The following is a 23,246-nucleotide window of genomic DNA, read 5'->3' as shown; positions in this document are numbered from 1 at the left end:
TGTCGAAAGGCTGTACACTGATAACACCTATAAATTATTCTGATTATTTTATGATTTTGTACAAATACATAGACAATGCATCATTAGATCGATTCTTCAAGGATGGGTACATCTCTATAAAATTCACCCCTCACAGTGAGTTTAATGATCCTTTCGAAAGTTATGGATATGCACTTGATGATGAATCAATTGAATCATTAACTATGAGGTATGAGATCAATCAAAGCCTTGCCTGCTTATGCCTTTCTAAAAATCCACTCAACGTATTGATGTGGTCACATTATGCTGATAAGCATCAGGGTTTTGTTGTAGCAATCGATACTGAGAAAGCAGGATTCGATGATGAAGCAAAATGCCTGATTACAGCTCCGAAAGGTGATGTTGTTTATTTAGGTAGCCGAATAAAAAGCAAACTAAAAATCAGTCAAGAAAACATCTATGATACTGATATAATTAGTAAATTATTACTTACTAAATCATCGCATTGGCAATATGAAGAAGAAATCAGAATAATAAAGAAGACAGAATCATTACATAAGGAAGGCACTGTTTTAATTGATAAAATTATTGATCTAAAATCGGTAACAGGTATTTATATCGGGATAAACAATAAGGGATTTGATGAAATTATCAAAAATAACAATATATTAGAGACATTGATTTTAAACAAAACAGTGCAGTTATATCAGTGTGAATTTAAGAAAAGTACATGGGATCTCGCCATAGAAGGTTATGAATACACCAAATACCCGCATGATATGCAGAGAATGGATGTATTTGATTCTGTAGCGAAGGTTTTAAGAGCGATGGAACGTAACCACATAGGCGATTGAGATTATCCGTGGCGAATACCATGTCGACAATGGCCGCTCCTGGCACGCAGCGGACTTTAATTACATAGCCTGATGCGTCAGACTGCTAGTCACAAAAGTTTCTTGCTACTTCTTGATGGTGCTACCGTCTGGGAGGGGGAATTATGACTACTACTCTGAGGTTTTTTCCCGGTTCCCCTTTTCATAGCGCCATTCATTAAGCTGATGACTTTTCGCTCAAACTCCGGAGTTGTTGGCCACAATGGCCAGCATAACGATATTCGTGACTATCATAGCTGCCTGTGGCTGGAACAGGCCTGAATTCGGTCGATAAGCCAGCGCCCTGCCGGCCCCGGCGGATTATCCACACGATACACCGCTGACATCAACATACTGACGCCACCCTGAGGTTCTTCCTCAATGGACAGACGCACAAGGCGACCACTGTCCAGATCGGCTTGCACGGCGTGGAGAGGCATACCTCCCCATCCCAGTCCGTTAAGGAGGAATGCGCGTTTGGCAAACAGGTCAGCGAGTTTCCATGTATCGGGAGACATTACGCCAAAATCGCGACCTTTTGAATGTTCAGAACGGTCAGTCAGTACCAGTTGAACATGCTTTGCGAGTTCACTTTGCGGGATAGGGCCTGGATACGCCGCCAGCGGGTGCTCTGCCGCTGCGACCATTGCAAAAGGAATATTCACTAAGGGTTCAGTGATGATTCCGGGGGGCGCCAGCGGCAGGAAACCAACAATACCCACAGTGGCTCGTCTGTCCAGAACGGGCTGGAACGTAGCACCAAGAGCTTCTACGTACACATGGAGCGGTACTGCCGGAAACTGTTGACGAAACTCTTTAGCGACTCCCGCCAGGGCATCAATGGGAAAAAAAACATCCACAACCACAGCCAGTTCAGGTTCCATCCCGGCCGCCATACCTTTTGCCCGCGATTTCATTGCATCCACAATAGAAACGGCTTTTCGCGCACTGACAAGCAATGCAGAGCCTGCAGGTGTCAGCAGTGGATAACGCCCGGAACGATCAAATAAGGTGACGCCCAATTGCAGCTCAAGCCCACGCACAAGCTCACTGGCTGCTGACTGAGCCCGGCCAAGGCGACGTGCAGCGGCCGAAAAACTTCCTTCATCGACCGCGGCAACAAATGTTCGTAACTGGTCGAGTGATATTCCGTCAAGCATAAGCCCTCACACATGTATCGAATTATCAGATGGTATCCATAAGATTATAGCGTCTATTCAGATGCATCTGGAGGTGCAATTATTGTGGCGGCACTACTTTTTCACAATGACCGCAGTCCAATCCCTGGAGATTTATTATGACCACTATTCTGCATATCGACTCGAGCATCCTTGGCAGCAACTCTGCCAGTCGCAGCCTGACAGCTGAAATCGTCGCTAAAGAAGTGAAATTAAACCCTGGAGCCACACTTCTGCGTCGCGATCTGGTTGACGATGAATTACAGCACCTGAGCCCCGCCCATCTGGCTGTGTTTCAGGGAAATGCACCGTCTTCAGAATCGTTAGGGAATGACATTGTTCTTGGCGGCACCTACATCGATGAGTTGTTCTCAGCGGATATCATTATTATTGGCGTTCCGATGTACAACTTTTCTATTCCTGGCCAACTAAAAGCGTGGCTTGACCGTGTACTTGTCGCGGGGCGGACATTCCATTACACCGCGAATGGTCCGGAGGGACTACTTCCTGCAGGTAAAAAAGTGTATGTCGCTTCAACCCGCGGTGGTGTCTACAGCGGTACCAGTCCGTTAGCCCATCTAGACCATCAGGAAACGTTGCTTACCGCTGCGCTTAATTTCATCGGACTCACAGATATCACTGTTATTCGTGCGGAAGGGCTTGCTCTGGGAGATGAATCCAGGGCAACTGCACTCGCCAGCGCGAAGAACTCTGTTGAAACAAGGGTTATCTGACCTGTTGCCGGGATTAGAGAAATAAACCGACGATCAGGAGTTTCTTGATGGAGACAGGTATAAACAGTTTCGCCTCATTATTACCTGAGGCCGGCAGCGGACGCATACCGGATCCGGCACAACGTCTCGCGGCGTTGCTGGAAGAAATCGCACTTGCCGATGAGTCCGGTATCGATGTGTTTGGAGTCGGTGAGCATCACCGTCCTGATTTTGCCGATGCATCCCCTGCTGTCATCCTTGCAGCCGCGGCCGCCCGTACGAAAAAGATCAGATTAACCAGTGCGGTATCTGTTCTCAGTACGGCTGATCCGGTCAGGCTGTTTCAGGATTTTTCCACGCTGGATTTGCTCTCACAGGGCCGTGCTGAAATCACCGTTGGACGCGGGTCTTTTGCCGAAGCTTATCCGCTGTTCGGTCACTCCCGGGATGACTATGACGCTTTATTTACAGAGAAGCTCGGACTGCTGCAGCAACTGGTCAAGGAAACGCATGTCACATGGTCAGGTCGTTACCGTCCGGCGCTTACGGGCCAGGGCGTCTATCCCCGACCACTGCAGAATTCGCTGCCGGTCTGGGTTGGTGTTGGCGGGACACCACAGTCCTTCATCCGGGCCGGCACTGCGGGGTTGCCTCTGATGGTGGCGATTATCGGCGGCGATGTGGCTCGTTTCCGGCCGTTAGTTGACCTCTACCGCCAGGCCGGTATTCGGGCCGGTTACCAGCACGAACAGCTAAAGGTGGGACTGCATGTTACCGGTTTTGTGTCCGACACAACGGATGCAGCCAAAGACGCATTCTACCCGGGCTGGCTGCATGCATTCTCACGAGTGGGCAAAGAGCGGGGATGGGGGCCCGTGACGCGTGCGCAATTTGATGCATCCTGTAGCCCTGAAGGTGCATTCCTCGTTGGCGACCCAGCCACCGTAATAGCCAAAGCCCGGGCGATGTCCACATCACTGGGAGGGATTGACCGGCTGTCATTTCAGATGAGTGCTGCCAGTGCAGGATCTGAGGTAATGGCTCGTTCAATCAAACTTATTGGATATGAAGTGGCTCCGGCCCTTCGTGAAACATCGCACACAGCCAGAATTGTATATTGAAGGAGAATTTTGCCATGACCAATTATCTGGAGAGCAGGGGGGTGAGTCGCGCCATTGCCTACCGTACGCCGGGCCATCGCTCAGGACCCATTACACGATTACTGAGCCCGAGCGATCTGGGAGAATATATCAAGCCGTTCATTTTTCTGGATATGTTTGAGTTCACTCCAACAAATACCCGCGGTTTCATTCCTCACCCGCATTCAGGTATAGCCACTCTGACTGCCTTCTTTGAAGGCAGTATGACTTACGGAGATACCACAGGAAAACAGGGCTCCATGTCGGATGGATCAGTTGAGTGGATGCGCGCAGGCTCTGGTGTCTGGCATGCAGGCGAGCCATCGCCGGGTAGCGTCATGCGAGGTTTTCAGCTCTGGGTGGCTTTACCACCTGAACTGGAACTGGCACCGGCGGAAAGCCTTTATTTCGAAGCCGATCGCTTCGAGCACGATGGCCCGGCCCGTGTATTACTGGGACATTACAATGGCAGGACGAGTCCTGTTCCTCCACCATCATCAATGACTTATCTGCATGTACGACTTGCTGATGGTGAACGGTGGACTTATCAGCCACAGACAGATCATGACATCGCATGGCTGGCAACTAACGCCGGCGAGCTGGAGACCGGGGATACCCTGCTCGAACGTGAGCTGGCAATTTTCGCAGAAGGTAATGGAGCCATCAATATCATGGCTCATGGAGAGGCCGAATTTGTGATCGGCTCAGCGGCCGGGCATCCGTATCCACTTATCCGAGGGACCTCCTCTGTCCATACAACGGCCGCTTCACTGGCTGAAGGCGAACGAACAATCGCCTCAATTCGCAACAGCCCGGTATACAGTGCGCTTACATCGCGCTGAAACTCTCGCCGAAATGAAGGAAAAAATCATGTCAGTCCGTTCTCATACTAGAGAAAACTGTCGTCATCATTGGCGGCGGTGCCGCAGGGCATCAGATTGCTTATCAGTTACGGGATGTCGCCCGGGTTATACTGGTTGATCCTAAAACGTACTGGGAGGTTCCTATGGCCCTTCCACGTCTGCTGGCGGATCCGAAAAGCCTTCCAAAAAACACCTGAAGCGTCTCCTTATCCAGCATGGCTTCAGCAAGCAGCTTCTTGAGTCTGGCGTTCTCTTCCTCAAGCGACTTCAGGCGCTTAACCTCAGGCACCTCCATACCGCCATGCTTCTTATGCCATGTGTAAAACGTGGCATCTGAAATGGCGTGCTCACGGGCAGAAACTCCGGCTTCGGCCTCGCGGAGAATACTGATGAGCTGTTCGTCGGAAAAACGCTTCTTCATGGGGACGTCCTCATGTGACTTATGAAGGCATTACTAACATCACAGTGTGTTAATCAACGGGGAGCGGGTCATTGCTGCTATGCTTACCGTACGGTATGAAGCGTCAACTTTCATTATCTGGTGTGATTAATATCCCGGCCAGGTATTTATTTTTCCTGATAAAATTTTTGTAAAGGCACCCTGAGTAACTGGCGTTCGGCGTACTATTGGGGACCTATTATGATTTCGACTTTCAAAAGGATGCTGCGGGTTCATTGTTTCAACCCGGCAACAGGTTTTGAGTAATGACATCTTTTTTCTGGTTTGACTTCAGGCCACGTGAACAGATTGAGTAATTACAGGCCCTCATGATGACTGAACAGACGCTCGCTACATTGCTCAATATTGATAAGACGGTAAATCCTCCGCGTATCACTGCCTCCGGTGACTGGGTGCTAGCGCATTATGCTCATCTGGAGCCTGCCGTCAGGGCGTTGCAGCCGCAACTCCTTTCGAACGCCATTTTCGACCTGAGCCAGTTAGGGACACTTGATACCGCGGGTGCCACGCTGCTGGTTAAGCTTATGGGTGAAGAAAAGGTACTTGAGCTCGAACGTATTGCACCAACGCTTCCCATAGAGCGTCGTGTCCTGCTGCAAACAGTCAGATCGGCACTAGCGGATTACGTCGCGCCTCCTGCGCAGCATCAGCCGGGGATAGTGACCGAGCTATTGGCGAACATCGGTAAGTCGGTGGAAAGCTTCTGGCAGAACCTGGTTGCCCTCATCGGGTTTATCGGGCTGACGATGGAGGCACTTTTTGCCACCCTGTTGCGTCCTGCTCGCTGGCGGGTGACTTCACTGGTCGCTAATCTGCAGCAAATTGGCCTGAATGCCGTGCCTATCATCGCGATGCTGACCTTTATGGTCGGCGCGGTAATTGCTTTCCTGGGATCATCGGTACTCTCCACTTTCGGCGCCAGTATATTTACCGTTCAGCTGGTGGCGTTTTCATTCCTGCGCGAATTTGCCGTGCTGCTGGCGGCAATACTGATGGCCGGGCGAACCGCCAGTGCCTTCACTGCACAGATTGGCCTGATGAAGGCCAATGAAGAAATTGATGCTATCCAGGCAATGGGGCTAAATGCGGTTGAACTGCTGGTGCTTCCACGCGTGCTGGCGCTGCTAGTGGCGCTGCCAATGATGACCTTCATCGGCATGATCAGCGGGATTTTGGGTGGGCTTGTGGTTTGTGCTTTAACGCTGGATATCTCCCCGACAATGTTTTTAACCATAATGCAGAACAACGTCGGCCTTGAGCATTTTTGGGTGGGAATGATTAAAGCGCCGGTGTTTGCTTTTCTGATTGCCGTCATCGGTTGTCTTGAAGGGTTTAAGGTCAGCGGAAGCGCGGAATCGGTGGGAGAGCATACAACCGCGAGCGTTGTGCATTCAATATTCGTGGTGATCCTGCTGGATGCGGTTGCGGCACTGTTTTTCATGGAGATGGGATGGTAAAAGACATGAGTCAGGATGCCATTATTCGCATTCGTAAACTGCGTAACTGCTTCGGTCCGCAATGTGTACACGTCGACCTCGACCTCGACGTGCGGCGTGGCGAAATACTGGGCGTAGTGGGCGGATCGGGTACCGGGAAGTCAGTGCTCCTGCGTAGCATCGTCGGTCTTCGTCGCCCGACGGACGGACGAATTGAGGTCTTTGGTGAAAATCTCACGGAACTCAGCGGCGTGCGCCGCTCCGTGCTAGAAAGACGTTTTGGCGTCCTGTTTCAGCGAGGGGCATTGTTCAGCTCGCTGACGGTCACGGAGAACGTGGCCCTGCCGCTTATTGAGTACGCGGGGCTTGATCGCCGCAACGCCGAGCAGCTGGCGCAGGTTAAACTCGCGCTGGCCGGTTTGCCCGCCAGCGCCAGAGATAAATATCCATCCTCACTGTCAGGAGGCATGGTGAAACGCGCTGCACTGGCGAGATCGCTGGCTTTGGACCCGGAAATCCTGTTCCTTGATGAGCCAACCGCTGGGCTGGACCCTATCGGCGCCGCCGCGTTTGATAATCTCATTGCCACGCTACGCAATGCGCTGGGATTAACCGTATTTTTAGTTACCCACGATCTGGATACCCTTTATACAATCTGCGACAGGGTAGCGGTGCTTTCACAAAAAAAAGTTTTAGTCGTGGATTCACTGGACGTGGTGGCAGCAACGCCGGAGCCCTGGATTCAGGAATATTTCCACGGCCCACGCGGGCGAGCAGCACAGCAGACCCTGGCGACGTTACAAGAGAGGCAATAAAAAATGGAAACTCGCGCTCACCATGTTCTCATTGGATTGTTCACTCTCATTATTTTCACAGCGGTACTGTTGTTTAGCCTGTGGCTGAGCAAGTCTGACAGAGATCGCCAGTTCCACACGTACGATATCGTATTTAGCGAAGCCGTGAGCGGCCTTTCCCAGGGAAGTACGGTTAATTTCAGCGGGATCAGGGTCGGTGAGGTGGTTCAGCTTCGTCTGGACAGGGATAACCCCGGTAAGGTTTGGGCCCGGATCAGAGTTGAGGCCTCTACGCCCGTTCGTCAGGATACCCAGGCACGGCTGGCTATGGCCGGTATTACCGGGACATCAATTATTCAGCTTAGCGGTGGAAGTGAAACCAGCCCAGTGCTGGAGGGAGATAACGAGAGGATCCCAGTAATCATTGCCACCCCTTCTCCGCTGAACCAGTTGCTTACAAATGGCGAAGATGTAATGACCAACGTTAATGAGGTCCTGTTACGCTTAAATCAGGTCCTCACTACGGAAAATCAGCAGCGAATAGTCAAAACGTTAGACAACCTGGAAAAAATTACTGATACCGTGGCCGGTCAGCGTGAAGATATCAGTACCATCCTGCAGCAACTGGCGATAGTGACAAAACAAAGTAACGAGACGCTGGCGCAAACCAACCGTCTGATGCGCAATGCAAACGTGCTGCTGGACGGTAAGGGGAAAGATCTGGTTAATAATGCGGCCAATACCCTGGCACTATTGCAAAAGACGAGCAGTTTGTTGAATCAGATCGTCATCGATAATCAGCATTCACTTAACAACGGCATTCAGGGATTTAACGAACTGGGGCCAGCCTTAACTGAGTTACGCAAAACCCTGGCCACTTTACGCGGAGCGATCAACAGCCTGGAAGCAAACCCAGCCGCCTTGTTAAGAGGCCCTGAACGTATGAAGGAGTTTACCCCATAATGGCCGTTTTTACTCTTAGGCTTTCCTGTTTACCTCTCAAGAAGCTAAGGCTGCTGATTGTGCTGGTATGTCTGCCGCTGGCCGCATGCACGGTGTTGCCGCAAAGACCTGTTTCGCAGGTTTGGTTATTGCCCGCTCATCCGGGAGCGCCTGCCAGCGGTCAAACCACAAACCGATCGCTGCGTGTTATGCAGCCTGGTACCAGCCAGTTTATCAACAGTTCACGCATTGCGGTTCAGCCTCAGGGTGCTGAGATAACAGTCTACAGCGGGGCGCGCTGGAGTGATTCGGTGCCCGTATTGATTCGTAATCGTCTGACGCAGGAATTGCGCACTGATGGCCGTTTCATTTCTGTCAGCAGTGATGAAGATAATTTGCAGGCTGATTTTGAACTCGGGGGGGATTTATCATCATTCCAGGGGGTCTATAGCGGTAAAAAAGGCGAAGTGCTGATTCAGTTTGACGCGCGTCTGGTGCAAACATCCGATCGTCGCGTGATAGCCAGCCAGCGTTTCGTGATACACCAGCCCATAGGCGGTAGTTCGATGAGCGAGGTTGTCGAGGCCTTTGGCCTGGCCAGCGACAGGCTGGCCGCAGACATACTTCGCTGGCTGGGAAACACCAGCGCGATGAGGTCACCTTGAAAATAAAACGCCTTAAGCGAAGTTAAGGTGTAAGAGCAAAGTTGTGGTGTCCGTCACGTAGATTCACCATTGAGGGATTCGGATGACGGCTCACGCGGCGGCGTTTTTCACTTTGGATGAAGTTAACCGACTTAATATTTATCGTTTAGCTGCCTTTGATATATCAGCAAGTCCAGTTCGGGTGCTTCCTCGGATACGCGGTGCAACATTGCATGGACCTGCCCTCTGTGATGGGTTTGATGATTAAACCAGTGAGCCAGAGCAGACCAGATTACCTGCTGCTTAAGTTCTGGTGTTGAAGCCCGCCGGTAGAAGACTATGCCAGCTAAATCGGTTTCTGATAATCCGATGATAAAATCAACGATCTTTTTATCTTCTTCTCTTCGCGCCGTTTCCAGACCGGGAAAATCACTATCGAACAGTATCTGGTCCAGCCGATACCCTGTTTCCGGTAATGCGTTTAAACGATGCCTCCATATCCTGTCCGTCACGAGCAGGTGATTCAGCGTCGCCTCGATAGACCCAAAAAAAGCGCCGCAGTTTTTACGGTAAGCATCTTCTCCAATCTTTCCAACGCTGGAATATAACCGTTCATTCGCCCAGGCGTTGTAGCCGGCTAGAATGTTGAAATGCATGTTGAGTGAACTCATAATTTCATCCATTAAAAAAACAACCGTTTTAATTATAGTTGCGCATTTAGCAGCGCAATAAAGATACTTTGACCCGTTCCCTTTTAGTCAATGTGTTGCATCCATCGGTTTAACTCACAGCACATTCCGGACATTATCAAAGCTATTGGTTTTTGATAGCCTCAATCAATTCCTGCCCCAGATTCTTAACGTTACCCACCGCGCGGGAAACAGGGTGCCCTGTGAAATGGTCTGCTGGTACCGCACCAGCTGCAATTATCTCCGCCGCCTCTTTCCCTCCGATATCCTGCCTCATCCATTCGCGCGCAGCTTCAGGAACCATAACGAGCGGCCGACGGTCGTGGATATCGACCAGCCCCTGAGCGGCGGCAGCGGTCACCATCAAAAATCCCTCAGTTTCATCCCCGCGCTCGAAAGGCAGCAGCCATGAAGATGGGGTTGCCGTCTTTCCTGTGGATGAAATAGGGCTGTTTCTTGTCACCTTCATGCTCCACTCAAACCCGCCATCCGCAAAACAGATCGCCCGCCATGTTGTCAGAGAGGCCTAAACATCCGGTTGGTTGCTGCGGTTTCTACACGGGCATTGATGAGCGCAGGTTTATCCCACCACCTGGGCGCGTATCCCCAGTGAACAGGAGCGAGGTGTAGTTATTCATTGCGTTCGCTCAGCACCAGGACTTTGGTACCGGGCGCGACGTTGTAACTCTTTGTATTGCCAATAAATGCATGATTCGTTGCGATTGTTTTTTCTAACTACGTAAAAGTTAATGAATTTTTAACAAAAGGTCGTTATGTTGTCGACATCACAGTTTTGTTAAGGGTTTTCCATGCGCGATAAATACTCCGGCCTGCAGATAGGCATCCACTGGCTGGTATTTTTATTAGTGGTTGGCGCCTATGCTGCCATGGAGCTACGGGGCTTTTTCCCCCGCAGCGACCGGCCGCTGATTAATATGATTCACGTCTCCTGCGGCATTTCCATCTGCGTACTGATGGTGGTGCGCCTGCTGGTGCGTCTGAAGTCGCCCGCACCGCCGATTGTGCCGAAGCCATCGCCGATGATGACCGGCTTCGCGCACCTCGGGCATCTGGTTATCTATCTGCTGTTTATCGCCTTGCCGATCGTCGGCATGGTCATGATGTATAACCGCGGTAACCCGTGGTATGCGTTTGGTCTGACGATGCCCTATGCGGCGCAAAGTAATTTTGAGCTGGTGGACACGCTGAAGGGCGTACACAGCCTGCTGGCGAATATCGGCTACTTTGTCGTTGGCCTGCATGCGCTGGCGGCGCTGATGCATCACTATCTGTGGAAAGACAATACGCTACTGCGCATGATGCCGCGCAGGCGCTAGCGCCCGTTGGCTCTCTACCTTCAGACCCCGCCTCGTGCGGGGTTTTTTTATCTCTTTTGCCGCAGACTGTGATACATCTGATCGCATCCACGGGAAAAGGGGAATGAAGATGAGAGTCAGACTTGCCGCGCCGGACGAAGCGCCGACGCTATGGGAGATCCGCAATCAGGCGATACGCCACGGCTGTCGTGAAAGCTATGAGGCTGAGGTTCTGCGGGCCTGGACGCCGGAGATGATGCCGGAAGGCTATCGTCATGCGGTGCGCGACAACCCCTTTTACGTGGTTGAAGAGGAGGGCGGGCGAACGGCCGCTACCGGCTATCTCGACCTGCGCGCCGGCAGCGTGGAGGCGATTTTTACCCGCCCGGAGTGCTTCGGTAAGGGCTACGCCGGGCTCATCGTGACGGCGATAATCGCCGAGGCGCGCCGCCGGGGGCTGACGCGGATCACGCTGGAAGCCACGCCCAACGCCGCCGGTTTCTATCTGCGCCACGGCTTTGTCGCGCTCGGTGAAAAATGGCTGCCATCAAAGCTGGCTAACGCCGATTTACGCTGCGTGGATATGGCGCTGGAGCTGAACTGAGTCCAAAACGGCGCCGCTGTGCTACGGTTAAAGCGGCGTTTCAATTTGCCAGCTTGCGTAATTAAATATAGTATACCCCCCTATATGATATGGAGGGCGTCACCGTGCCACATTCACCTGAAGACAAAAAACGCGCGCTGAGCCGCGTGCGCCGTATTCGCGGGCAGGTCGAGGCGCTTGAGCGCGCGCTGGAGTCCGGCGAGTCCTGTATGACAATCCTGCAGCAGATCGCCTCAATTCGCGGCGCAACCAACGGTTTGATGGGGGAGATGGTGGAAATTCATCTCCAGGATGAGCTGGTAAGCGGCGAAACCACCCCCGACCAGAGAGCGATAAGAATGGCGGAAGTCGGCCATCTGCTACGATCCTACTTAAAATAAATCACGACGAAGGAAGAGACCCTTATGAAATCACGTGCAGCAGTCGCGTTTGGCCCGGGCCAGCCGCTGAAGATCGTTGAGATTGACGTCGCGCCGCCGAAAAAAGGCGAAGTGCTGGTCAAAATCACCCACACCGGCGTCTGCCATACCGATGCCTTTACCCTTTCCGGCGACGATCCGGAAGGCGTGTTCCCGGCGGTGCTGGGGCATGAAGGCGGCGGCATTGTCGTTGAAGTCGGCGAAGGGGTGACCAGCCTGCAGCCGGGCGACCACGTTATTCCGCTGTACACCGCCGAGTGCGGCGAGTGCAAATTCTGTAAATCCGGCAAAACCAACCTCTGCCAGGCGGTTCGCGCCACCCAGGGCAAAGGCCTGATGCCGGATGGCACCACCCGTTTCTCCTATAACGGCGAGCCGATTTATCACTATATGGGCACCAGCACCTTCAGCGAATACACCGTGTGTGCGGAGATTTCGCTGGCGAAAGTTAACCCTCAGGCGCCGCTGGAGAAAGTTTGCCTGCTGGGCTGCGGCGTGACCACCGGGATCGGTGCCGTTCACAACACCGCGAAGGTAAAAGAGGGCGATACGGTGGCGGTATTTGGCCTCGGTGGAATCGGTCTGGCGGTGATTCAGGGCGCGGTACAGGCGAAAGCCGGGCGCATTCTGGCGGTCGATACCAATCCGGATAAGTTCACCCTCGCCAAAGAGATGGGCGCGACCGACTTTATCAATCCGCGTGATTACGAAAAGCCGGTACAGGACGTCATCGTTGAGCTTACCGACGGCGGCGTGGACTTCAGCTTTGAGTGTATCGGCAACGTCAACGTCATGCGTTCGGCGCTGGAGTGCTGCCATAAAGGCTGGGGCGAGAGCGTGATTATCGGCGTGGCCGGTGCGGGTCAGGAGATCAAAACCCGGCCGTTCCAGCTGGTAACCGGTCGCGTATGGCGCGGTTCCGCATTCGGCGGCGTGAAGGGGCGCACTCAGCTGCCGGGCATGGTTGAGGACGCGATGGCGGGCAAAATTCGCCTCGATCCGTTTATCACCCATCGCCTGCCGCTGGATCAGATCAACGAAGCGTTTGACCTGATGCACGAAGGTAAATCAATTCGTACCGTTATTCACTTCGGCGACCAGTAATCACGGCTGGCAGGCATCGCGGCCTGCTACCGTCGACGCCGAGGCGCTTCGCCTGGGCAAAAAAATACCTGCCGGTGGCTTCACCGGCAGGTATGACTTTTACAGGATGCCGCGCTTACTGCTGGTCAGGCAGCGCGTAGGCGATGATATAGTCGCCGCGATCCGGAGACTGACGCGCGCCCCCCGCATTAATGATGATGTACTGCTTGCCGGTTTTCGGCGAAACGTAGGTCATCGGACCGGACTGGCTGCCGACCGGCAGACGGGATTTCCAGATTTCCTTACCGCTGGCGGTATCAAACGCCCGCAGGTAGAAGTCCTGGGTACCGGCGAAGAACAGCAGGCCGGACTGAGTAGAGAGCGATGCGCCGAGGGTCGGCATGCCGATTGGAATTGGCATATGCATCCGAATTCCCAGCGGGCCGGTATCCTCAACGGTGCCGACCGGCACCTGCCACACCAGCTTCCCGCTTTTCAGATCCACCGCCGACATGGTACCGAACGGCGGTTTCTGGCACGGAATGCCCAGCGGCGACAGGAAGCGTTCGCGCATTGCGCCAAACGGCGTACCTTCCATCGGCACGATACCCATCTCAATCCCGCTGGCGTCTTTTGCCACTTTGGCGCGCGGCACCATATAGTTTGCCAGGCCGAGACGCATATCGTTGACGAACATCAGGCCGTTATTCGGGTCGACCGACACGCTGCCCCAGTTCATGCCGCCCAGCGAGCCCGGGTACTGCAATGAACGATCTTCGCCCGGCGGGGTGAAAATACCTTCATGGCGCATGGATTTAAAGGCAATGCGGCAGATCAGCAGATCGACCGGCGTGGCGCCCCACATATCGGACTCTTTCAGCGTTTCGTTACCGATCATCGGCATGCCGACGGAGTAGGGCTGGGTTGGCGAATAGCGCTCGCCCGCCACGTTGCCCTGCGGAACCGGACGCTCCTCAACTTTGGCAACCGGCTCACCGGTTTCGCGGTTGAGCATAAAGATCATGCCCTGCTTGCTGGTCTGTACCAGCACCGGGGTGGTCCCGCCTTTGCCATCCGGCAGGTCGTACAGCAGCGGCTGCGACGGCAGGTCGAAGTCCCACAGATCGTGATGGGTCGTCTGGTAGTGCCAGCGTACCCGGCCAGTGGTGGCATCGACGGCGACGATCGACGAGCTGTACTTATCGTCAAGCGCGGTGCGCTCGCCGCCAAAGAAGTCCGGCGTGGCGTTGCCGGTCGGCAGATAAATGAGGTTCAGCTTCGCATCATAAGACATGGCTGACCAGACGTTAGGCGTACCGCGCGTGTAGGTTTGACCCTCCGGCGGCAGACCGGTCAGGCTCGGGTTACCCGGATCCCACGCCCACGCCAGCTTGCCGCTGTGGACGTCGTAGGCGCGCACCACGCCCGGAGGCTCGCCGGTGGAGAAGTTATCCGCCACGCGGCCGCCGACCACCACCACGTTCCCCGCCACCAGAGGCGTCGAGGTCTGCTGGTAGTAACCCGCTTTGATTTCACCCATCCCAACGCTCAGATCGACGACGCCGTGTTCACCAAAGGCTTCACAGGGTTTGCCGCTATCGGCGTCGATGGCGATCAGGCGCGCGTCGGTTGTCGGCAGGAACAGACGACGGGAGCAGGCGGCCGGCTGAACGTCAGCCGCCGGGGCCGACTGGGCCACACCGTCCGCGTAATAGCCGAGCCCGCGGCAGCGCTGCCAGTTCGGCGCGGTGGCTTTCGAATCGTAGCGCCATTTTTCCTTGCCGCTATCAACGTCCAGCGCCAGCACCTTGCTGTAAGGGGTGCAGACATACAGCGTATCGCCGATTTGCAGCGGGGTGTTCTGGTCTTCCGCGCCGGAGCCGTTGCTCTGCGGAATATCCCCGGTGTGGGCGACCCACGCCACCTGCAGCTGATTCACGTTGTGCTTGTTAATCTGATCCAGCGCGGCGAAGCGATCGCCGTGGGTGGTATTGCCCCAGTGCTCCCAGTTTTTCTGCTGTTCGCCGGCGGCAACCGGCTTAACCGGCACCTCTTCGGTGGCGCTCACCAGCGGCTGTGCCCTGAACATCCAGCCGAAGCTGACGGCCAGCACCACGGCCAGCGCTGCGGCGAGGCCAAAGGCCGGGCCTTTGGCGGTCGCTTTAGCCGACAAGTAAGGCCAGACGAGGGCCGAAAGAAGCGCCAGCGCGCCGAAGACAAACAGGCGCGAGAACAGCGGCCAGTAGGTCCATCCGGCATCGCTGATGGCCCAAATAATGGACGCGACAAACGCCAGCGCGTACAGCAGGATGCCGCTGCGACGGTTGCGGAAGATGAGTACGGAGGCGATAACCATCGCCAGCCCCATCAGGCTGAAATAGAGGCTGCCGCCGAGCGTGGCGAGCTTTATGCCAGGAATACCGATGGCCAGGCCGATTATCAGCATCAGCCCGGCGAGAAGCCACTTCAGGATCCGGGGGAATCCTCGTGGCGCGTGACCCGTTGTCATGTTGTCTCCTTAACCACCCGTTCTCAGGTGTGAACCAAATGAATCAAAAAATAAATGTGTGTCTTTTGAGTGAAGCGATAAATGGCTTCATGAAAGAGGGTTTTTCGCTAATTTTGATTTCATGTGAACCGTATGGTGAAATCGTGGCAATGATAAATCTGTTACTGAAGTTTGCGCAATTGTTAATAAATAATTTCGCACTAATTGATTACGCTGCTAAGCAAGCGGCGTTATCCGCCCTCGGGCGCCGCCGAGCCTGGCGGGAGTCAAACCGGGCCTGGCGGGAGGCTACGGATGCCGGAAGGGGAGCAGGTTTGCCCGGAAGAGGCGCCGAGGGGCGGCGCTCCGTCCGGAATTGAGGCTCAGGCGGGCATCGATTTTCGAATCGCGCTGAGCAGGGTCTGCGCGCCGGAGGTGAGGGTGGCATCAACCCGGGTCAGAATACCGATCGGTTCCCCGGCGCCCTGGGTCGGTACCGGCAGCGAGCTGAGCAGGCCGCGCCGCAGATCGTCCTTCACCGCCCCGGAAGGGACGAACCAGATATAGTCGTAATCGACGGTCAGCTGGCGCGATAGCGACGCCGAGAGCGTTTCTATGCAGCCCGCGGGAATTTTACATCCCTGGCTTTGCAGCAGCGTTTCGGCATTCTGGCGGGGAATGGTCCCCTTCGGTGAAACGACGACCGGCCAGTCCATCACCCGACTGAGCGTCACCGTCTCCTGCAGCAGCGGGTGACCTGGGCGAACCACCAGCTTCAGGGACTCCAGAAACAGCAGCTCATAGTTGAGGCCGCTCATCAGCTCCGGGTCGGACATGCGTCCAATACCGATATCAATCTCCCCCGATTTCAGACCCGCCAGCAGCATGGTGTTATTCATGGTGGCGACCTGCAGGGTGATATCTTTCTGCTGCTGGTGAAACTGGCCGATTACCGTCGGCAAAATGCCGAGCGCGGCGGTAGGCAGCGCGCCGATACGCACCACGTCGGGGTTCATTCCCTCTTTGCGGTTGAGCGCCTGACCCGCGGTATTGAGCGCGTCGAGGACCTTTACCGCGTGGGTGAGAAACTGCTCCCCAACCAGCGTCAGCTGCGCGCCCAGCCGCCCGCGCTCAAAAAGCCGCGTTCCGGTCAGCTGCTCCAGCTCGTTGAGCGTTTTTGATAAAGCGGGTTGACTAAGATTAAGTGTTTCAGCCGCGCGCCCCAGCGTTCCCTGTTGAGCGACGGCCACGAAGGTGTGTAGATGGCGCAAGCGAATGCGCTGACTAAAGAGAGCGTTTTTTTCCATAATTGATACTAAAAACAGAGCGGTATGAGTGACAAGCGATATTGTTTAAATTTGATAACCCAATGGCAAAATATTATTAACATTTACTCTTGTTATATTACAAATAATTTTACCTGACGCCAAAAAGCCGATGCCCCGGGGAGAACCGGGGCATGCCGGGGGCGCAAGGGTCTCAAAGATCGAAAAAGACGGTTTCGTTCTCGCCCTGCAGATGAATATCGAACCGATAGACAATTTCGCCGCCGCGTACTTCGCGCCGGGCAATCAGCGTCTGACGGCGAACCTCCCACTCGATCAGATTGAGCACCGGATCGGCCCGGTTGGCCTCCTCTTCGTCGGCAAAGTACATCCGCGTATTCAGGCCAATGTTAATCCCCCGCGCCACCACCCACAGGTTGACGTGCGGCGCCATCATTCGGCCGTCGCGGCCGACAACCGCGCCCGGCTTGATGGTTTCAAAGCGCCAGATCCCGGTGTCGAAGTCGGAGCAGCTGCGGCCCCAGCCGCGAAACGCCGGATCGCGCTGTTTGCTGGCCTGCCGGTCGTCGGGGTGCGCGTAGCGCCCGGCGGCGTTGGCCTGCCAGATCTCCAGCAGCACGTCGCGCACCGGCGTGCCGGAGCCGTCAATAACCCGCCCCTCAATGGTAATACGCTCACCTTCGGTATCCGCAGCGGTGAGCCGCGGGCCAAAGTTATTCTCGAAAATGTGGAAGCCCGCGGCATCCGGCGCCAGTCCGATATGAACGTAGGGGCCGGCGGTTTGTGAGGCGGTTTCGGGTAAATAGTCTTTCATCGGGCGGCCCCCTGAGTGCGGTTTTCAAATAGCGTCGCGCGGTGGCCGCGCAGCACCAGGTCAAAGCGGTACGCCAGGCAATCCAGCGGCACGGCGGCATGGGTATCCAGCTCGGCAATCAAGGTGCGAATGGCATCGTCGTTATTGATGGTTTTGACGATCGGGCACTGCTTAATCAGCGGGTCGCCTTCAAAATACATCTGGGTGATCAGGCGCTGCGCCCACGCGTCGCCGGAGAGGGAAAAGTGAATATGCGCCGGACGCCAGTCGCTGACCTGATTGCGCCACGGGTAGGGCCCCGGCTTGATGGTGCGAAAACAGTAGTAGCCGTTTTCATCGGTCAGTACCCGGCCACAGCCGCCAAAGTTGGGGTCAATGGGCGCCAGATAGCTATCCTTTTTATGCCGGTAGCGGCCGCCGGCGTTGGCCTGCCAGACCTCCACCAGGGTGTTCTTCATCGGCCGGCCAAAGCCGTCGCGAACGTAGCCGTGGACGATGATACGCTCGCCGATCGGCAGGCCTTCTTTGGCGTAGTTAAGGATAAGGTCGTTATCCAGCGGCCCGAGGTCATCGTGGCTGAACACCGGACCGGTAATTTCAGAAAGCGAGTTCTGCAGGGAGATCAGCGCATTGCGCGGCGAGCGCAGAACGCTGGTTTTGTAGCCTGGGGCGTAAGCGGGAGGATGGCTGTTATAGTCGCGATGAACCACCTCGCGCGGGGACCATTTATCGTTCATAGGGTACGTACTCCGTTTTATTCGGTACAGGGCTTGTTGTTTTAATGTCGCCAGAAACAGTGTGTGTAAATGTTTTGTTAATTTAAAGTGAAATTAAAGGGTCTATTCCATAACTCAGGGTTATGTCCCGCGCGGGACAAAGGGCAGGGGCAGGTTACCCGCATCACAGTTTGTAAATTCTTCCTGCTGGCGCGGGAGGCCTTCTCTACACTCCAGGAAGTATTCACTGGAGGTAAGACATCATGGCGAACACCATCACGGCTGATGAGATTCGGGAACAATTTTCACAGGCTATGTCGGCGATGTATCAGCAGGAAGTTCCGCAGTACGGGACGCTCCTCGAGCTGGTCGCGGACGTCAATCTGGCGGTGCTGGAGAACAACCCCAGGCTGCATGAGCAGCTGGCGAACGCCGATGAGCTGGCCCGGCTGAACGTTGAGCGCCACGGCGCGATCCGCGTCGGCACCGCCGAAGAGCTGGCGACGCTGCGCCGCATGTTTGCCATCATGGGGATGTACCCCGTGAGCTATTACGATCTCTCCCAGGCCGGAGTGCCGGTCCATTCCACCGCCTTTCGTCCCGTTGACGACGCCGCCCTGGCGCGCAATCCGTTCCGTATCTTCACCTCGCTGCTGCGCCTCGAGCTGATCGCCAGCGACGAACTGCGTCAGCGGGCGGCGCAGATTCTGGCTAAGCGCGATATTTTTACCCCGCGCTGTCGGGAGCTGATTGCGCAGTACGAAGAGCGCGGCGCCTTCACGCCCGCTGAAGCGCGGGAGTTCGTGCGCGAGGCGCTGGAGACCTTCCGCTGGCACAGCCACGCTACGGTAGATGATGAAACCTATCACGCCCTGCAGAACGAGCATCGGCTGATTGCCGACGTGGTCTGCTTCCCGGGCTGCCATATCAATCACCTGACGCCGCGCACGCTGGATATCGACCGGGTTCAGGCCCTGATGCCGGAGTGCGGCATCGTGCCGAAGGCGCTGATTGAAGGCCCGCCGCGCCGGGAGGTGCCGATCCTGCTGCGCCAGACCAGCTTTAAGGCGCTGGAGGAGCCGGTTATCTTCGCCGGGGAGCATAAAGGTACCCACAGCGCGCGTTTTGGCGAAATCGAGCAGCGCGGGATCGCGCTGACGCCGAAGGGGCGGGCGCTGTACGATCGCCTGCTGAACGAGGCCGGAGTGGGTAAAGACAACCTCCATCATCAGCGCCACCTGCAGGATGTGTTCAGCCAGTTTCCGGACAGCGAGTTTCTGCTGCGCCAGCAGGGGCTGGCGTGGTTCCGCTATCGGCTGACGCCAGCGGGAGAAGCCCATCGCCAGGCTTTCGGCCCCGGCGACGATCCGCAGCCGCTGATCGAGCGCGGCTGGCTGATTGCCCAACCGATTATTTACGAAGACTTTTTGCCGGTGAGCGCGGCGGGGATTTTCCAGTCTAATTTGGGTAACGAAACGCAGGCCCGCAGCCACGGCAACGCCAGCCGCGACGCCTTCGAAACGGCCCTCGGCTGCCCGGTGCTCGACGAGTTTGCGCTCTATCAGCAGGCGGAGGAACGCAGTAAACGGCGTTGCGGTCTGCTCTGAAACCGGTACTCTGCTGGCATAAACCGTAAAAGGAAGCAGGTCATGCAGAATCCGTCTACGCCGCTGGTGAAAACCCGCCAGGGCACGTTATCCGGGATCGCCGAGCAGGGGATCCACATCTGGCGCGGCATCCCCTTCGCCGCGCCGCCGGTTGGCGAACTGCGCTGGCGCGCCCCGCGCCCGCCGGCGCGCTGGCAGGGCGTCCGCCGGGCCGACGCCTTCTCCGCCGCCAGTTGGCAGGACATTGAGTACTGTCGCGAGCTGGGGGGCGGCGATCCCGGGCGCTTCTCGGAAGACTGCCTCTATCTCAACGTCTGGGCACCAGCCGCCCGCACCCAGCCGCTGCCGGTGATGGTCTGGCTGCACGGCGGCGGCTTTACCATCGGCGCCGGCAGCCTGCCGCCGTACGACGGGCAGGCGCTGGCGGGCCGGGACGTCGTGGTGGTGACGGTGAACTACCGGCTGGGGCATCTCGGCTTCTTCGCGCACCCGGCGCTGGAGGGCGAGGAGGGCGAGCGGATATATAACTTCGCGCTGCTCGATCAAATTGCCGCCCTGCAGTGGGTGCAGGAGAACATTCACGCCTTCGGCGGGGATGCGGCAAACGTCACCCTGTTTGGCGAATCGGCCGGCGCGCGCAGCGTGCTGTCGCTGATGGTCTCGCCGAAGGCCAAAGGACTATTCCATAAAGCGATCGTCCAAAGCGGCTATACGCTGCCGGACCTTCCGCGCGCCAGGGCGCTGGAGAAAGGGCGGCTGCTGGCGGCGCATTTTTCGCTGCCGGACGCCAGCGCCGAGCAGCTGCGGGCGATCCCCGCCGACGCCTTCTGGTCGCTGACCGCGCCGCTGAGCGTTGGCCCGGCGCCCATCGTCGGCGATGCGGTGCTGCCGCAGCCGATGCTGGAGACCTTCTTCGCCGGTCGTCAGCATCCCATGCCGGTGATGATCGGCTCGAACAGCGACGAGGCCAGCGTAATGGCGGTCTTCGGCGTTGATATCGCCGGGCAGATCCAGAAGCTGCGCCGCGAGCGGCGCTTCGGCCTCGGCCTGATTAAGCTGCTCTATCCCGGCGTGAAGGGCGACGCGGCGCTCGGCCGCGAAGTGTGCCGGGACATGGCGTTCACCACCCTCGGCTACGTGGTGATGCAGGCCCAGCAGCGGGTCGGACAGCCCTGCTGGCGCTACTGGTTCGACTACGTTCCGCAGGCTGCGGATGAGGCCTATCCGCACGGCGCGTGGCACGGGGACGAGGTTCCCTACGTCTTTGATACCCTCGCGCTCGCCGAGCCGGTGCGCGGCTACGCCGATGAGGGCGATAAAGCCTTTGCCGGGCAGATAGCCGACTACTGGGCCAGCTTCGCCCGCCTCGCCGGCAGCGGCTGCAGCGAGCTGCCGGGTCCGGTGCGCTGGCTGGCCTGCCGGCGCGGTCGCGATCGGCTGCTGCGTATCGGGCTGCATAAACGGGTGGGGTTTAAGCTGGAGAACCGCTTTATGCGCGCGCGGCTGGCGCTGTTCCGCCGGGTGATGCGCCATCACGTGACGCTGGATTAACCAGCTCCTCGCGAAACCGCGCCAGGCCATCGGCTTTGCTCTGCGATGCCCGCACCAGCAGGCGGTAGCTGGCGCCGGTTTTCACGCTCAGGGTAAAAGGACGCACCAGGCGGCCAACCCGCAGATCTTCCGCCACCAGCGTCGCATCGGCGATGGCGATCCCCAGCCCCTGCATGGCGGCGGTGATCGCCAGATCCATGGTATCGAAGTGCTGGTTTTTGCGCATCGTCAGCGGCGCATCGGGGGAGAAGTGCGTCAGCCACAGCGACCAGTCGGTTTTATCCCGCGTCGGATGTAAAAACGTCACGCCGTCGAGGCGGGCGTCGCAGGGCGTACTGCCGCTAATGACCGGCGTCAGCGCCTCTTCGAACAGCAGATCGCCGGCGCTGTGATGGGTGCCGAAAACGATCGCCGCGTCGTAGGGCTCGGTTTTGAAGTTAACGCTGTGTTCGGTGGTGGTGGTCAGGGCTATCTGCAGCTCCGGGTGGCGCTGTTCTATCGCCACCAGCTTTGGCACCAGCCAGCGGATGGCGCAGGTTGGCGCCTTCAGGCGCACCACCGTTTGCTGCTGACGCGCCTGCTCGGCGACGGTGACCAGGCGGCCAAACGCCGACTGGAGCTCCGGATAGAGGGCGCTGCCCTGAGGCGACAGGCGCAGCCCGCGCGCGTGGCGTTCAAACAGCGGGAAACCGAACCAACCTTCCAGCGCGGCAATCTGGCGGCTCACCGCGCCCTGGGTCAGGCACAGCTCGCGCGCGGCGTGGGTCAGGTTGAGGTGTCTGGCGGTCACCAGAAAGGTCTCGACGGTATTAAAAGGCAGGGCGCTCCGCGACATGTCGTCTCCAGCTATGCATTTTGATCATAGGCAGTATGCCACGCTTCGTTCCGGGAATGGGACAATGCGTTGCACTTTCACCGACTAATCAGCGGCCCGCGCTTAAACTATTATCAGCCCTATTGCAAAAACAGCTGCCGGAGCGCCCGTTCCGGTGGGATCACCCGTTGTTGATATGAGGAAAAGGTCATGGCTAAACCCTACGTTCGTCTGGATAAGAGTGATGCAGCCGTGCTGCTGGTCGATCATCAGGCCGGGCTGCTGTCGCTGGTACGCGATATCGACCCCGATAAATTCAAGAACAACGTCCTTGCCCTTGGCGACATGGCTAAGTACTTCGGCCTGCCAACCATCCTGACTACCAGCTTTGAAAATGGCCCCAACGGTCCGCTGATACCCGAGCTGAAGGCGCAGTTTCCGGATGCGCCCTATATCGCCCGACCGGGGAACATTAACGCCTGGGATAACGAAGATTTCGTTAAGGCGGTAAAGGCGACCGGCAAGAAGCAGCTGATTATTGCCGGGGTGGTCACCGAGGTGTGCGTGGCGTTTCCGGCGCTGTCGGCCATCGAAGAGGGATTCGATGTCTTCGTGATAACCGACGCCTCGGGGACCTTTAACCCGATTACCCGCGATGCGGCATGGGATCGGATGTCGCAGGCCGGCGTGCAGCTGATGTCGTGGTTTGGCGCAGCCTGTGAGCTGCATCGCGACTGGAGAAATGATGTTGAAGGGCTGGGGACGCTGTTTTCGAACCACATCCCGGACTATCGCAATCTGATGACCAGCTTTAACACCTTAACCAGCAAGTAATTCCT

Annotated in this window: 24 protein-coding genes and 2 pseudogenes; 16 read left to right on the top strand and 10 right to left on the bottom strand. The window is 56.5% G+C overall.

The window, feature by feature from the left end; all coding sequences use genetic code 11:
* Positions 1–50 precede the first annotated feature (50 nt).
* Complete coding sequence (locus tag HCK03_RS14840; protein ID WP_041145309.1) at positions 51–833, top strand: DUF2971 domain-containing protein; 783 nt, start codon at positions 51–53, stop codon at positions 831–833.
* A 269-nt stretch (positions 834–1,102) separates the two neighbouring features.
* On the opposite strand, the gene HCK03_RS14835 is transcribed toward HCK03_RS14840, so the two are convergent.
* Complete coding sequence (locus HCK03_RS14835) at positions 1,103–2,011, bottom strand: LysR family transcriptional regulator (protein ID WP_041145310.1); 909 nt, start codon at positions 2,009–2,011, stop codon at positions 1,103–1,105.
* A 137-nt stretch (positions 2,012–2,148) separates the two neighbouring features.
* Between HCK03_RS14835 and HCK03_RS14830 the strand changes: the two genes are divergently transcribed.
* Genes HCK03_RS14830 through HCK03_RS14820 form a run of 3 tightly spaced genes read left to right on the top strand, consistent with a single transcriptional unit; the run spans position 2,149 to position 4,723 of the window.
* Positions 2,149–2,763, top strand: coding sequence for an FMN-dependent NADH-azoreductase (locus HCK03_RS14830; protein ID WP_041145311.1), 615 nt, complete (start codon positions 2,149–2,151; stop codon positions 2,761–2,763).
* Between the two features lie 47 nt (positions 2,764–2,810).
* Positions 2,811–3,863: an Atu2307/SP_0267 family LLM class monooxygenase gene (locus tag HCK03_RS14825; protein WP_041145312.1), complete on the top strand. Its 1,053-nt coding sequence runs from the start codon at positions 2,811–2,813 to the stop codon at positions 3,861–3,863.
* Between the two features lie 14 nt (positions 3,864–3,877).
* Complete coding sequence (locus HCK03_RS14820) at positions 3,878–4,723, top strand: pirin family protein (protein ID WP_041145313.1); 846 nt, start codon at positions 3,878–3,880, stop codon at positions 4,721–4,723.
* Positions 4,724–4,886: 163 nt separating this feature from the next.
* On the opposite strand, the pseudogene HCK03_RS14815 reads toward HCK03_RS14820, so the two are convergent.
* Positions 4,887–5,165 (bottom strand): annotated as a pseudogene (locus HCK03_RS14815) (transposase); the annotation flags it as partial.
* Positions 5,166–5,515: 350 nt separating this feature from the next.
* Between HCK03_RS14815 and HCK03_RS14810 the strand changes: the two are divergent.
* Genes HCK03_RS14810 through HCK03_RS14795 form a run of 4 tightly spaced genes read left to right on the top strand, consistent with a single transcriptional unit; the run spans position 5,516 to position 9,041 of the window.
* The gene (locus tag HCK03_RS14810) at positions 5,516–6,661 is read left to right on the top strand and encodes an MlaE family ABC transporter permease (protein ID WP_167691812.1); all 1,146 of its coding nucleotides are present in this window, start codon (positions 5,516–5,518) and stop codon (positions 6,659–6,661) included.
* The gene (locus tag HCK03_RS14805; protein WP_115192883.1) at positions 6,655–7,455 is read left to right on the top strand and encodes an ABC transporter ATP-binding protein; all 801 of its coding nucleotides are present in this window, start codon (positions 6,655–6,657) and stop codon (positions 7,453–7,455) included. The genes HCK03_RS14810 and HCK03_RS14805 overlap by 7 nt, the downstream gene beginning before the upstream one ends.
* 3 nt (positions 7,456–7,458) lie before the next feature.
* Complete coding sequence (locus HCK03_RS14800) at positions 7,459–8,397, top strand: MlaD family protein (RefSeq protein WP_041145316.1); 939 nt, start codon at positions 7,459–7,461, stop codon at positions 8,395–8,397.
* Positions 8,397–9,041 (top strand): ABC-type transport auxiliary lipoprotein family protein, encoded by a 645-nt coding sequence (locus HCK03_RS14795; protein WP_041145317.1) that lies wholly within the window; start codon positions 8,397–8,399, stop codon positions 9,039–9,041. Before HCK03_RS14800 ends, HCK03_RS14795 begins: the two co-directional genes overlap by 1 nt.
* Before the next feature lie 131 nt (positions 9,042–9,172).
* Here HCK03_RS14795 and HCK03_RS14790 read toward each other — a convergent pair whose 3' ends face one another.
* From HCK03_RS14790 to HCK03_RS26550, 3 genes and pseudogenes are all read right to left on the bottom strand, one after another.
* Entirely contained in the window at positions 9,173–9,691 is a 519-nt protein-coding gene (locus HCK03_RS14790; RefSeq protein ID WP_227503234.1) for a DinB family protein, read from the bottom strand.
* Positions 9,692–9,833: 142 nt separating this feature from the next.
* Positions 9,834–10,178: an SOS response-associated peptidase family protein gene (locus HCK03_RS14785; protein WP_071844917.1), complete on the bottom strand. Its 345-nt coding sequence runs from the start codon at positions 10,176–10,178 to the stop codon at positions 9,834–9,836.
* A 47-nt stretch (positions 10,179–10,225) separates the two neighbouring features.
* Positions 10,226–10,288 (bottom strand): annotated as a pseudogene (locus tag HCK03_RS26550) (hypothetical protein); the annotation flags it as partial.
* A gap of 230 nt (positions 10,289–10,518) precedes the next feature.
* Here HCK03_RS26550 and cybB point away from each other — a divergent pair.
* From cybB to HCK03_RS14765, 4 genes are all read left to right on the top strand, one after another.
* Entirely contained in the window at positions 10,519–11,046 is a 528-nt protein-coding gene (gene cybB, locus HCK03_RS14780; RefSeq protein ID WP_041145319.1) for a cytochrome b561, read from the top strand.
* A gap of 109 nt (positions 11,047–11,155) precedes the next feature.
* A complete protein-coding gene (locus HCK03_RS14775; RefSeq protein ID WP_041145320.1) occupies positions 11,156–11,629 on the top strand; it encodes a GNAT family N-acetyltransferase in 474 nt (157 codons plus the stop codon).
* 104 nt (positions 11,630–11,733) lie between these two features.
* Entirely contained in the window at positions 11,734–12,009 is a 276-nt protein-coding gene (locus tag HCK03_RS14770; RefSeq protein WP_041147608.1) for a metal/formaldehyde-sensitive transcriptional repressor, read from the top strand.
* 24 nt (positions 12,010–12,033) lie between these two features.
* Positions 12,034–13,152 (top strand): S-(hydroxymethyl)glutathione dehydrogenase/class III alcohol dehydrogenase, encoded by a 1,119-nt coding sequence (locus HCK03_RS14765; protein WP_041145321.1) that lies wholly within the window; start codon positions 12,034–12,036, stop codon positions 13,150–13,152.
* 115 nt (positions 13,153–13,267) lie between these two features.
* Here HCK03_RS14765 and HCK03_RS14760 read toward each other — a convergent pair whose 3' ends face one another.
* A complete protein-coding gene (locus HCK03_RS14760) occupies positions 13,268–15,640 on the bottom strand; it encodes a membrane-bound PQQ-dependent dehydrogenase, glucose/quinate/shikimate family (protein ID WP_041145322.1) in 2,373 nt (790 codons plus the stop codon).
* Between the two features lie 38 nt (positions 15,641–15,678).
* Between HCK03_RS14760 and HCK03_RS14755 the strand changes: the two genes are divergently transcribed.
* Positions 15,679–15,999, top strand: a complete 321-nt coding sequence (locus HCK03_RS14755) for a hypothetical protein (protein WP_041145323.1) — start codon at positions 15,679–15,681, stop codon at positions 15,997–15,999.
* A gap of 3 nt (positions 16,000–16,002) precedes the next feature.
* Here the strand turns inward: HCK03_RS14755 and HCK03_RS14750 are convergent, their stop codons facing one another.
* The 3 genes from HCK03_RS14750 to pcaH all read right to left on the bottom strand — a co-directional run bounded on the left by HCK03_RS14750 (position 16,003) and on the right by pcaH (position 18,456).
* The gene (locus HCK03_RS14750; RefSeq protein ID WP_041145324.1) at positions 16,003–16,926 is read right to left on the bottom strand and encodes a LysR substrate-binding domain-containing protein; all 924 of its coding nucleotides are present in this window, start codon (positions 16,924–16,926) and stop codon (positions 16,003–16,005) included.
* A gap of 172 nt (positions 16,927–17,098) precedes the next feature.
* On the bottom strand, positions 17,099–17,719 hold the full coding sequence (pcaG, locus tag HCK03_RS14745; RefSeq protein ID WP_041145325.1) for a protocatechuate 3,4-dioxygenase subunit alpha: 621 nt from the start codon (positions 17,717–17,719) through the stop codon (positions 17,099–17,101).
* On the bottom strand, positions 17,716–18,456 hold the full coding sequence (gene pcaH, locus HCK03_RS14740; RefSeq protein ID WP_167691811.1) for a protocatechuate 3,4-dioxygenase subunit beta: 741 nt from the start codon (positions 18,454–18,456) through the stop codon (positions 17,716–17,718). The genes pcaG and pcaH overlap by 4 nt, the downstream gene beginning before the upstream one ends.
* 242 nt (positions 18,457–18,698) lie before the next feature.
* Between pcaH and hglS the strand changes: the two genes are divergently transcribed.
* Complete coding sequence (gene hglS, locus HCK03_RS14735; protein ID WP_041145327.1) at positions 18,699–20,042, top strand: 2-oxoadipate dioxygenase/decarboxylase HglS; 1,344 nt, start codon at positions 18,699–18,701, stop codon at positions 20,040–20,042.
* A 42-nt stretch (positions 20,043–20,084) separates the two neighbouring features.
* Positions 20,085–21,593, top strand: coding sequence for a carboxylesterase/lipase family protein (locus HCK03_RS14730; RefSeq protein ID WP_148249810.1), 1,509 nt, complete (start codon positions 20,085–20,087; stop codon positions 21,591–21,593).
* On the opposite strand, the gene HCK03_RS14725 is transcribed toward HCK03_RS14730, so the two are convergent.
* Complete coding sequence (locus HCK03_RS14725; RefSeq protein ID WP_167691810.1) at positions 21,532–22,428, bottom strand: LysR family transcriptional regulator; 897 nt, start codon at positions 22,426–22,428, stop codon at positions 21,532–21,534. The genes HCK03_RS14730 and HCK03_RS14725 overlap by 62 nt on opposite strands.
* Before the next feature lie 189 nt (positions 22,429–22,617).
* Between HCK03_RS14725 and ycaC the strand changes: the two genes are divergently transcribed.
* Positions 22,618–23,241 carry an isochorismate family cysteine hydrolase YcaC gene (ycaC, locus tag HCK03_RS14720; RefSeq protein WP_143716815.1) on the top strand — a complete coding sequence of 208 codons (624 nt, stop codon included), beginning with the start codon at positions 22,618–22,620 and terminating at the stop codon, positions 23,239–23,241.
* Positions 23,242–23,246 lie beyond the last annotated feature (5 nt).

Source organism: Klebsiella terrigena (genome assembly GCF_012029655.1).
GTDB lineage: Bacteria > Pseudomonadota > Gammaproteobacteria > Enterobacterales > Enterobacteriaceae > Klebsiella > Klebsiella terrigena.
The sequence above is the reverse complement of the archived record's forward strand: the minus strand, read 5'-3'. Positions and strand labels throughout refer to the sequence as shown.

Coding starts and splice junctions, on each gene's coding strand:
- HCK03_RS14840 (WP_041145309.1), top strand. CDS start 51: ATGATTTTGTACAAATACATAGACAATGCATCATTAGATCGATTCTTC.
- HCK03_RS14835 (WP_041145310.1), bottom strand. CDS start 2,011: ATGCTTGACGGAATATCACTCGACCAGTTACGAACATTTGTTGCCGCG.
- HCK03_RS14830 (WP_041145311.1), top strand. CDS start 2,149: ATGACCACTATTCTGCATATCGACTCGAGCATCCTTGGCAGCAACTCT.
- HCK03_RS14825 (WP_041145312.1), top strand. CDS start 2,811: ATGGAGACAGGTATAAACAGTTTCGCCTCATTATTACCTGAGGCCGGC.
- HCK03_RS14820 (WP_041145313.1), top strand. CDS start 3,878: ATGACCAATTATCTGGAGAGCAGGGGGGTGAGTCGCGCCATTGCCTAC.
- HCK03_RS14810 (WP_167691812.1), top strand. CDS start 5,516: ATGACTGAACAGACGCTCGCTACATTGCTCAATATTGATAAGACGGTA.
- HCK03_RS14805 (WP_115192883.1), top strand. CDS start 6,655: ATGGTAAAAGACATGAGTCAGGATGCCATTATTCGCATTCGTAAACTG.
- HCK03_RS14800 (WP_041145316.1), top strand. CDS start 7,459: ATGGAAACTCGCGCTCACCATGTTCTCATTGGATTGTTCACTCTCATT.
- HCK03_RS14795 (WP_041145317.1), top strand. CDS start 8,397: ATGGCCGTTTTTACTCTTAGGCTTTCCTGTTTACCTCTCAAGAAGCTA.
- HCK03_RS14790 (WP_227503234.1), bottom strand. CDS start 9,691: ATGAGTTCACTCAACATGCATTTCAACATTCTAGCCGGCTACAACGCC.
- HCK03_RS14785 (WP_071844917.1), bottom strand. CDS start 10,178: ATGAAGGTGACAAGAAACAGCCCTATTTCATCCACAGGAAAGACGGCA.
- cybB (WP_041145319.1), top strand. CDS start 10,519: ATGCGCGATAAATACTCCGGCCTGCAGATAGGCATCCACTGGCTGGTA.
- HCK03_RS14775 (WP_041145320.1), top strand. CDS start 11,156: ATGAGAGTCAGACTTGCCGCGCCGGACGAAGCGCCGACGCTATGGGAG.
- HCK03_RS14765 (WP_041145321.1), top strand. CDS start 12,034: ATGAAATCACGTGCAGCAGTCGCGTTTGGCCCGGGCCAGCCGCTGAAG.
- HCK03_RS14760 (WP_041145322.1), bottom strand. CDS start 15,640: ATGACAACGGGTCACGCGCCACGAGGATTCCCCCGGATCCTGAAGTGG.
- HCK03_RS14755 (WP_041145323.1), top strand. CDS start 15,679: ATGAATCAAAAAATAAATGTGTGTCTTTTGAGTGAAGCGATAAATGGC.
- HCK03_RS14750 (WP_041145324.1), bottom strand. CDS start 16,926: ATGGAAAAAAACGCTCTCTTTAGTCAGCGCATTCGCTTGCGCCATCTA.
- pcaG (WP_041145325.1), bottom strand. CDS start 17,719: ATGAAAGACTATTTACCCGAAACCGCCTCACAAACCGCCGGCCCCTAC.
- pcaH (WP_167691811.1), bottom strand. CDS start 18,456: ATGAACGATAAATGGTCCCCGCGCGAGGTGGTTCATCGCGACTATAAC.
- hglS (WP_041145327.1), top strand. CDS start 18,699: ATGGCGAACACCATCACGGCTGATGAGATTCGGGAACAATTTTCACAG.
- HCK03_RS14730 (WP_148249810.1), top strand. CDS start 20,085: ATGCAGAATCCGTCTACGCCGCTGGTGAAAACCCGCCAGGGCACGTTA.
- HCK03_RS14725 (WP_167691810.1), bottom strand. CDS start 22,428: ATGTCGCGGAGCGCCCTGCCTTTTAATACCGTCGAGACCTTTCTGGTG.
- ycaC (WP_143716815.1), top strand. CDS start 22,618: ATGGCTAAACCCTACGTTCGTCTGGATAAGAGTGATGCAGCCGTGCTG.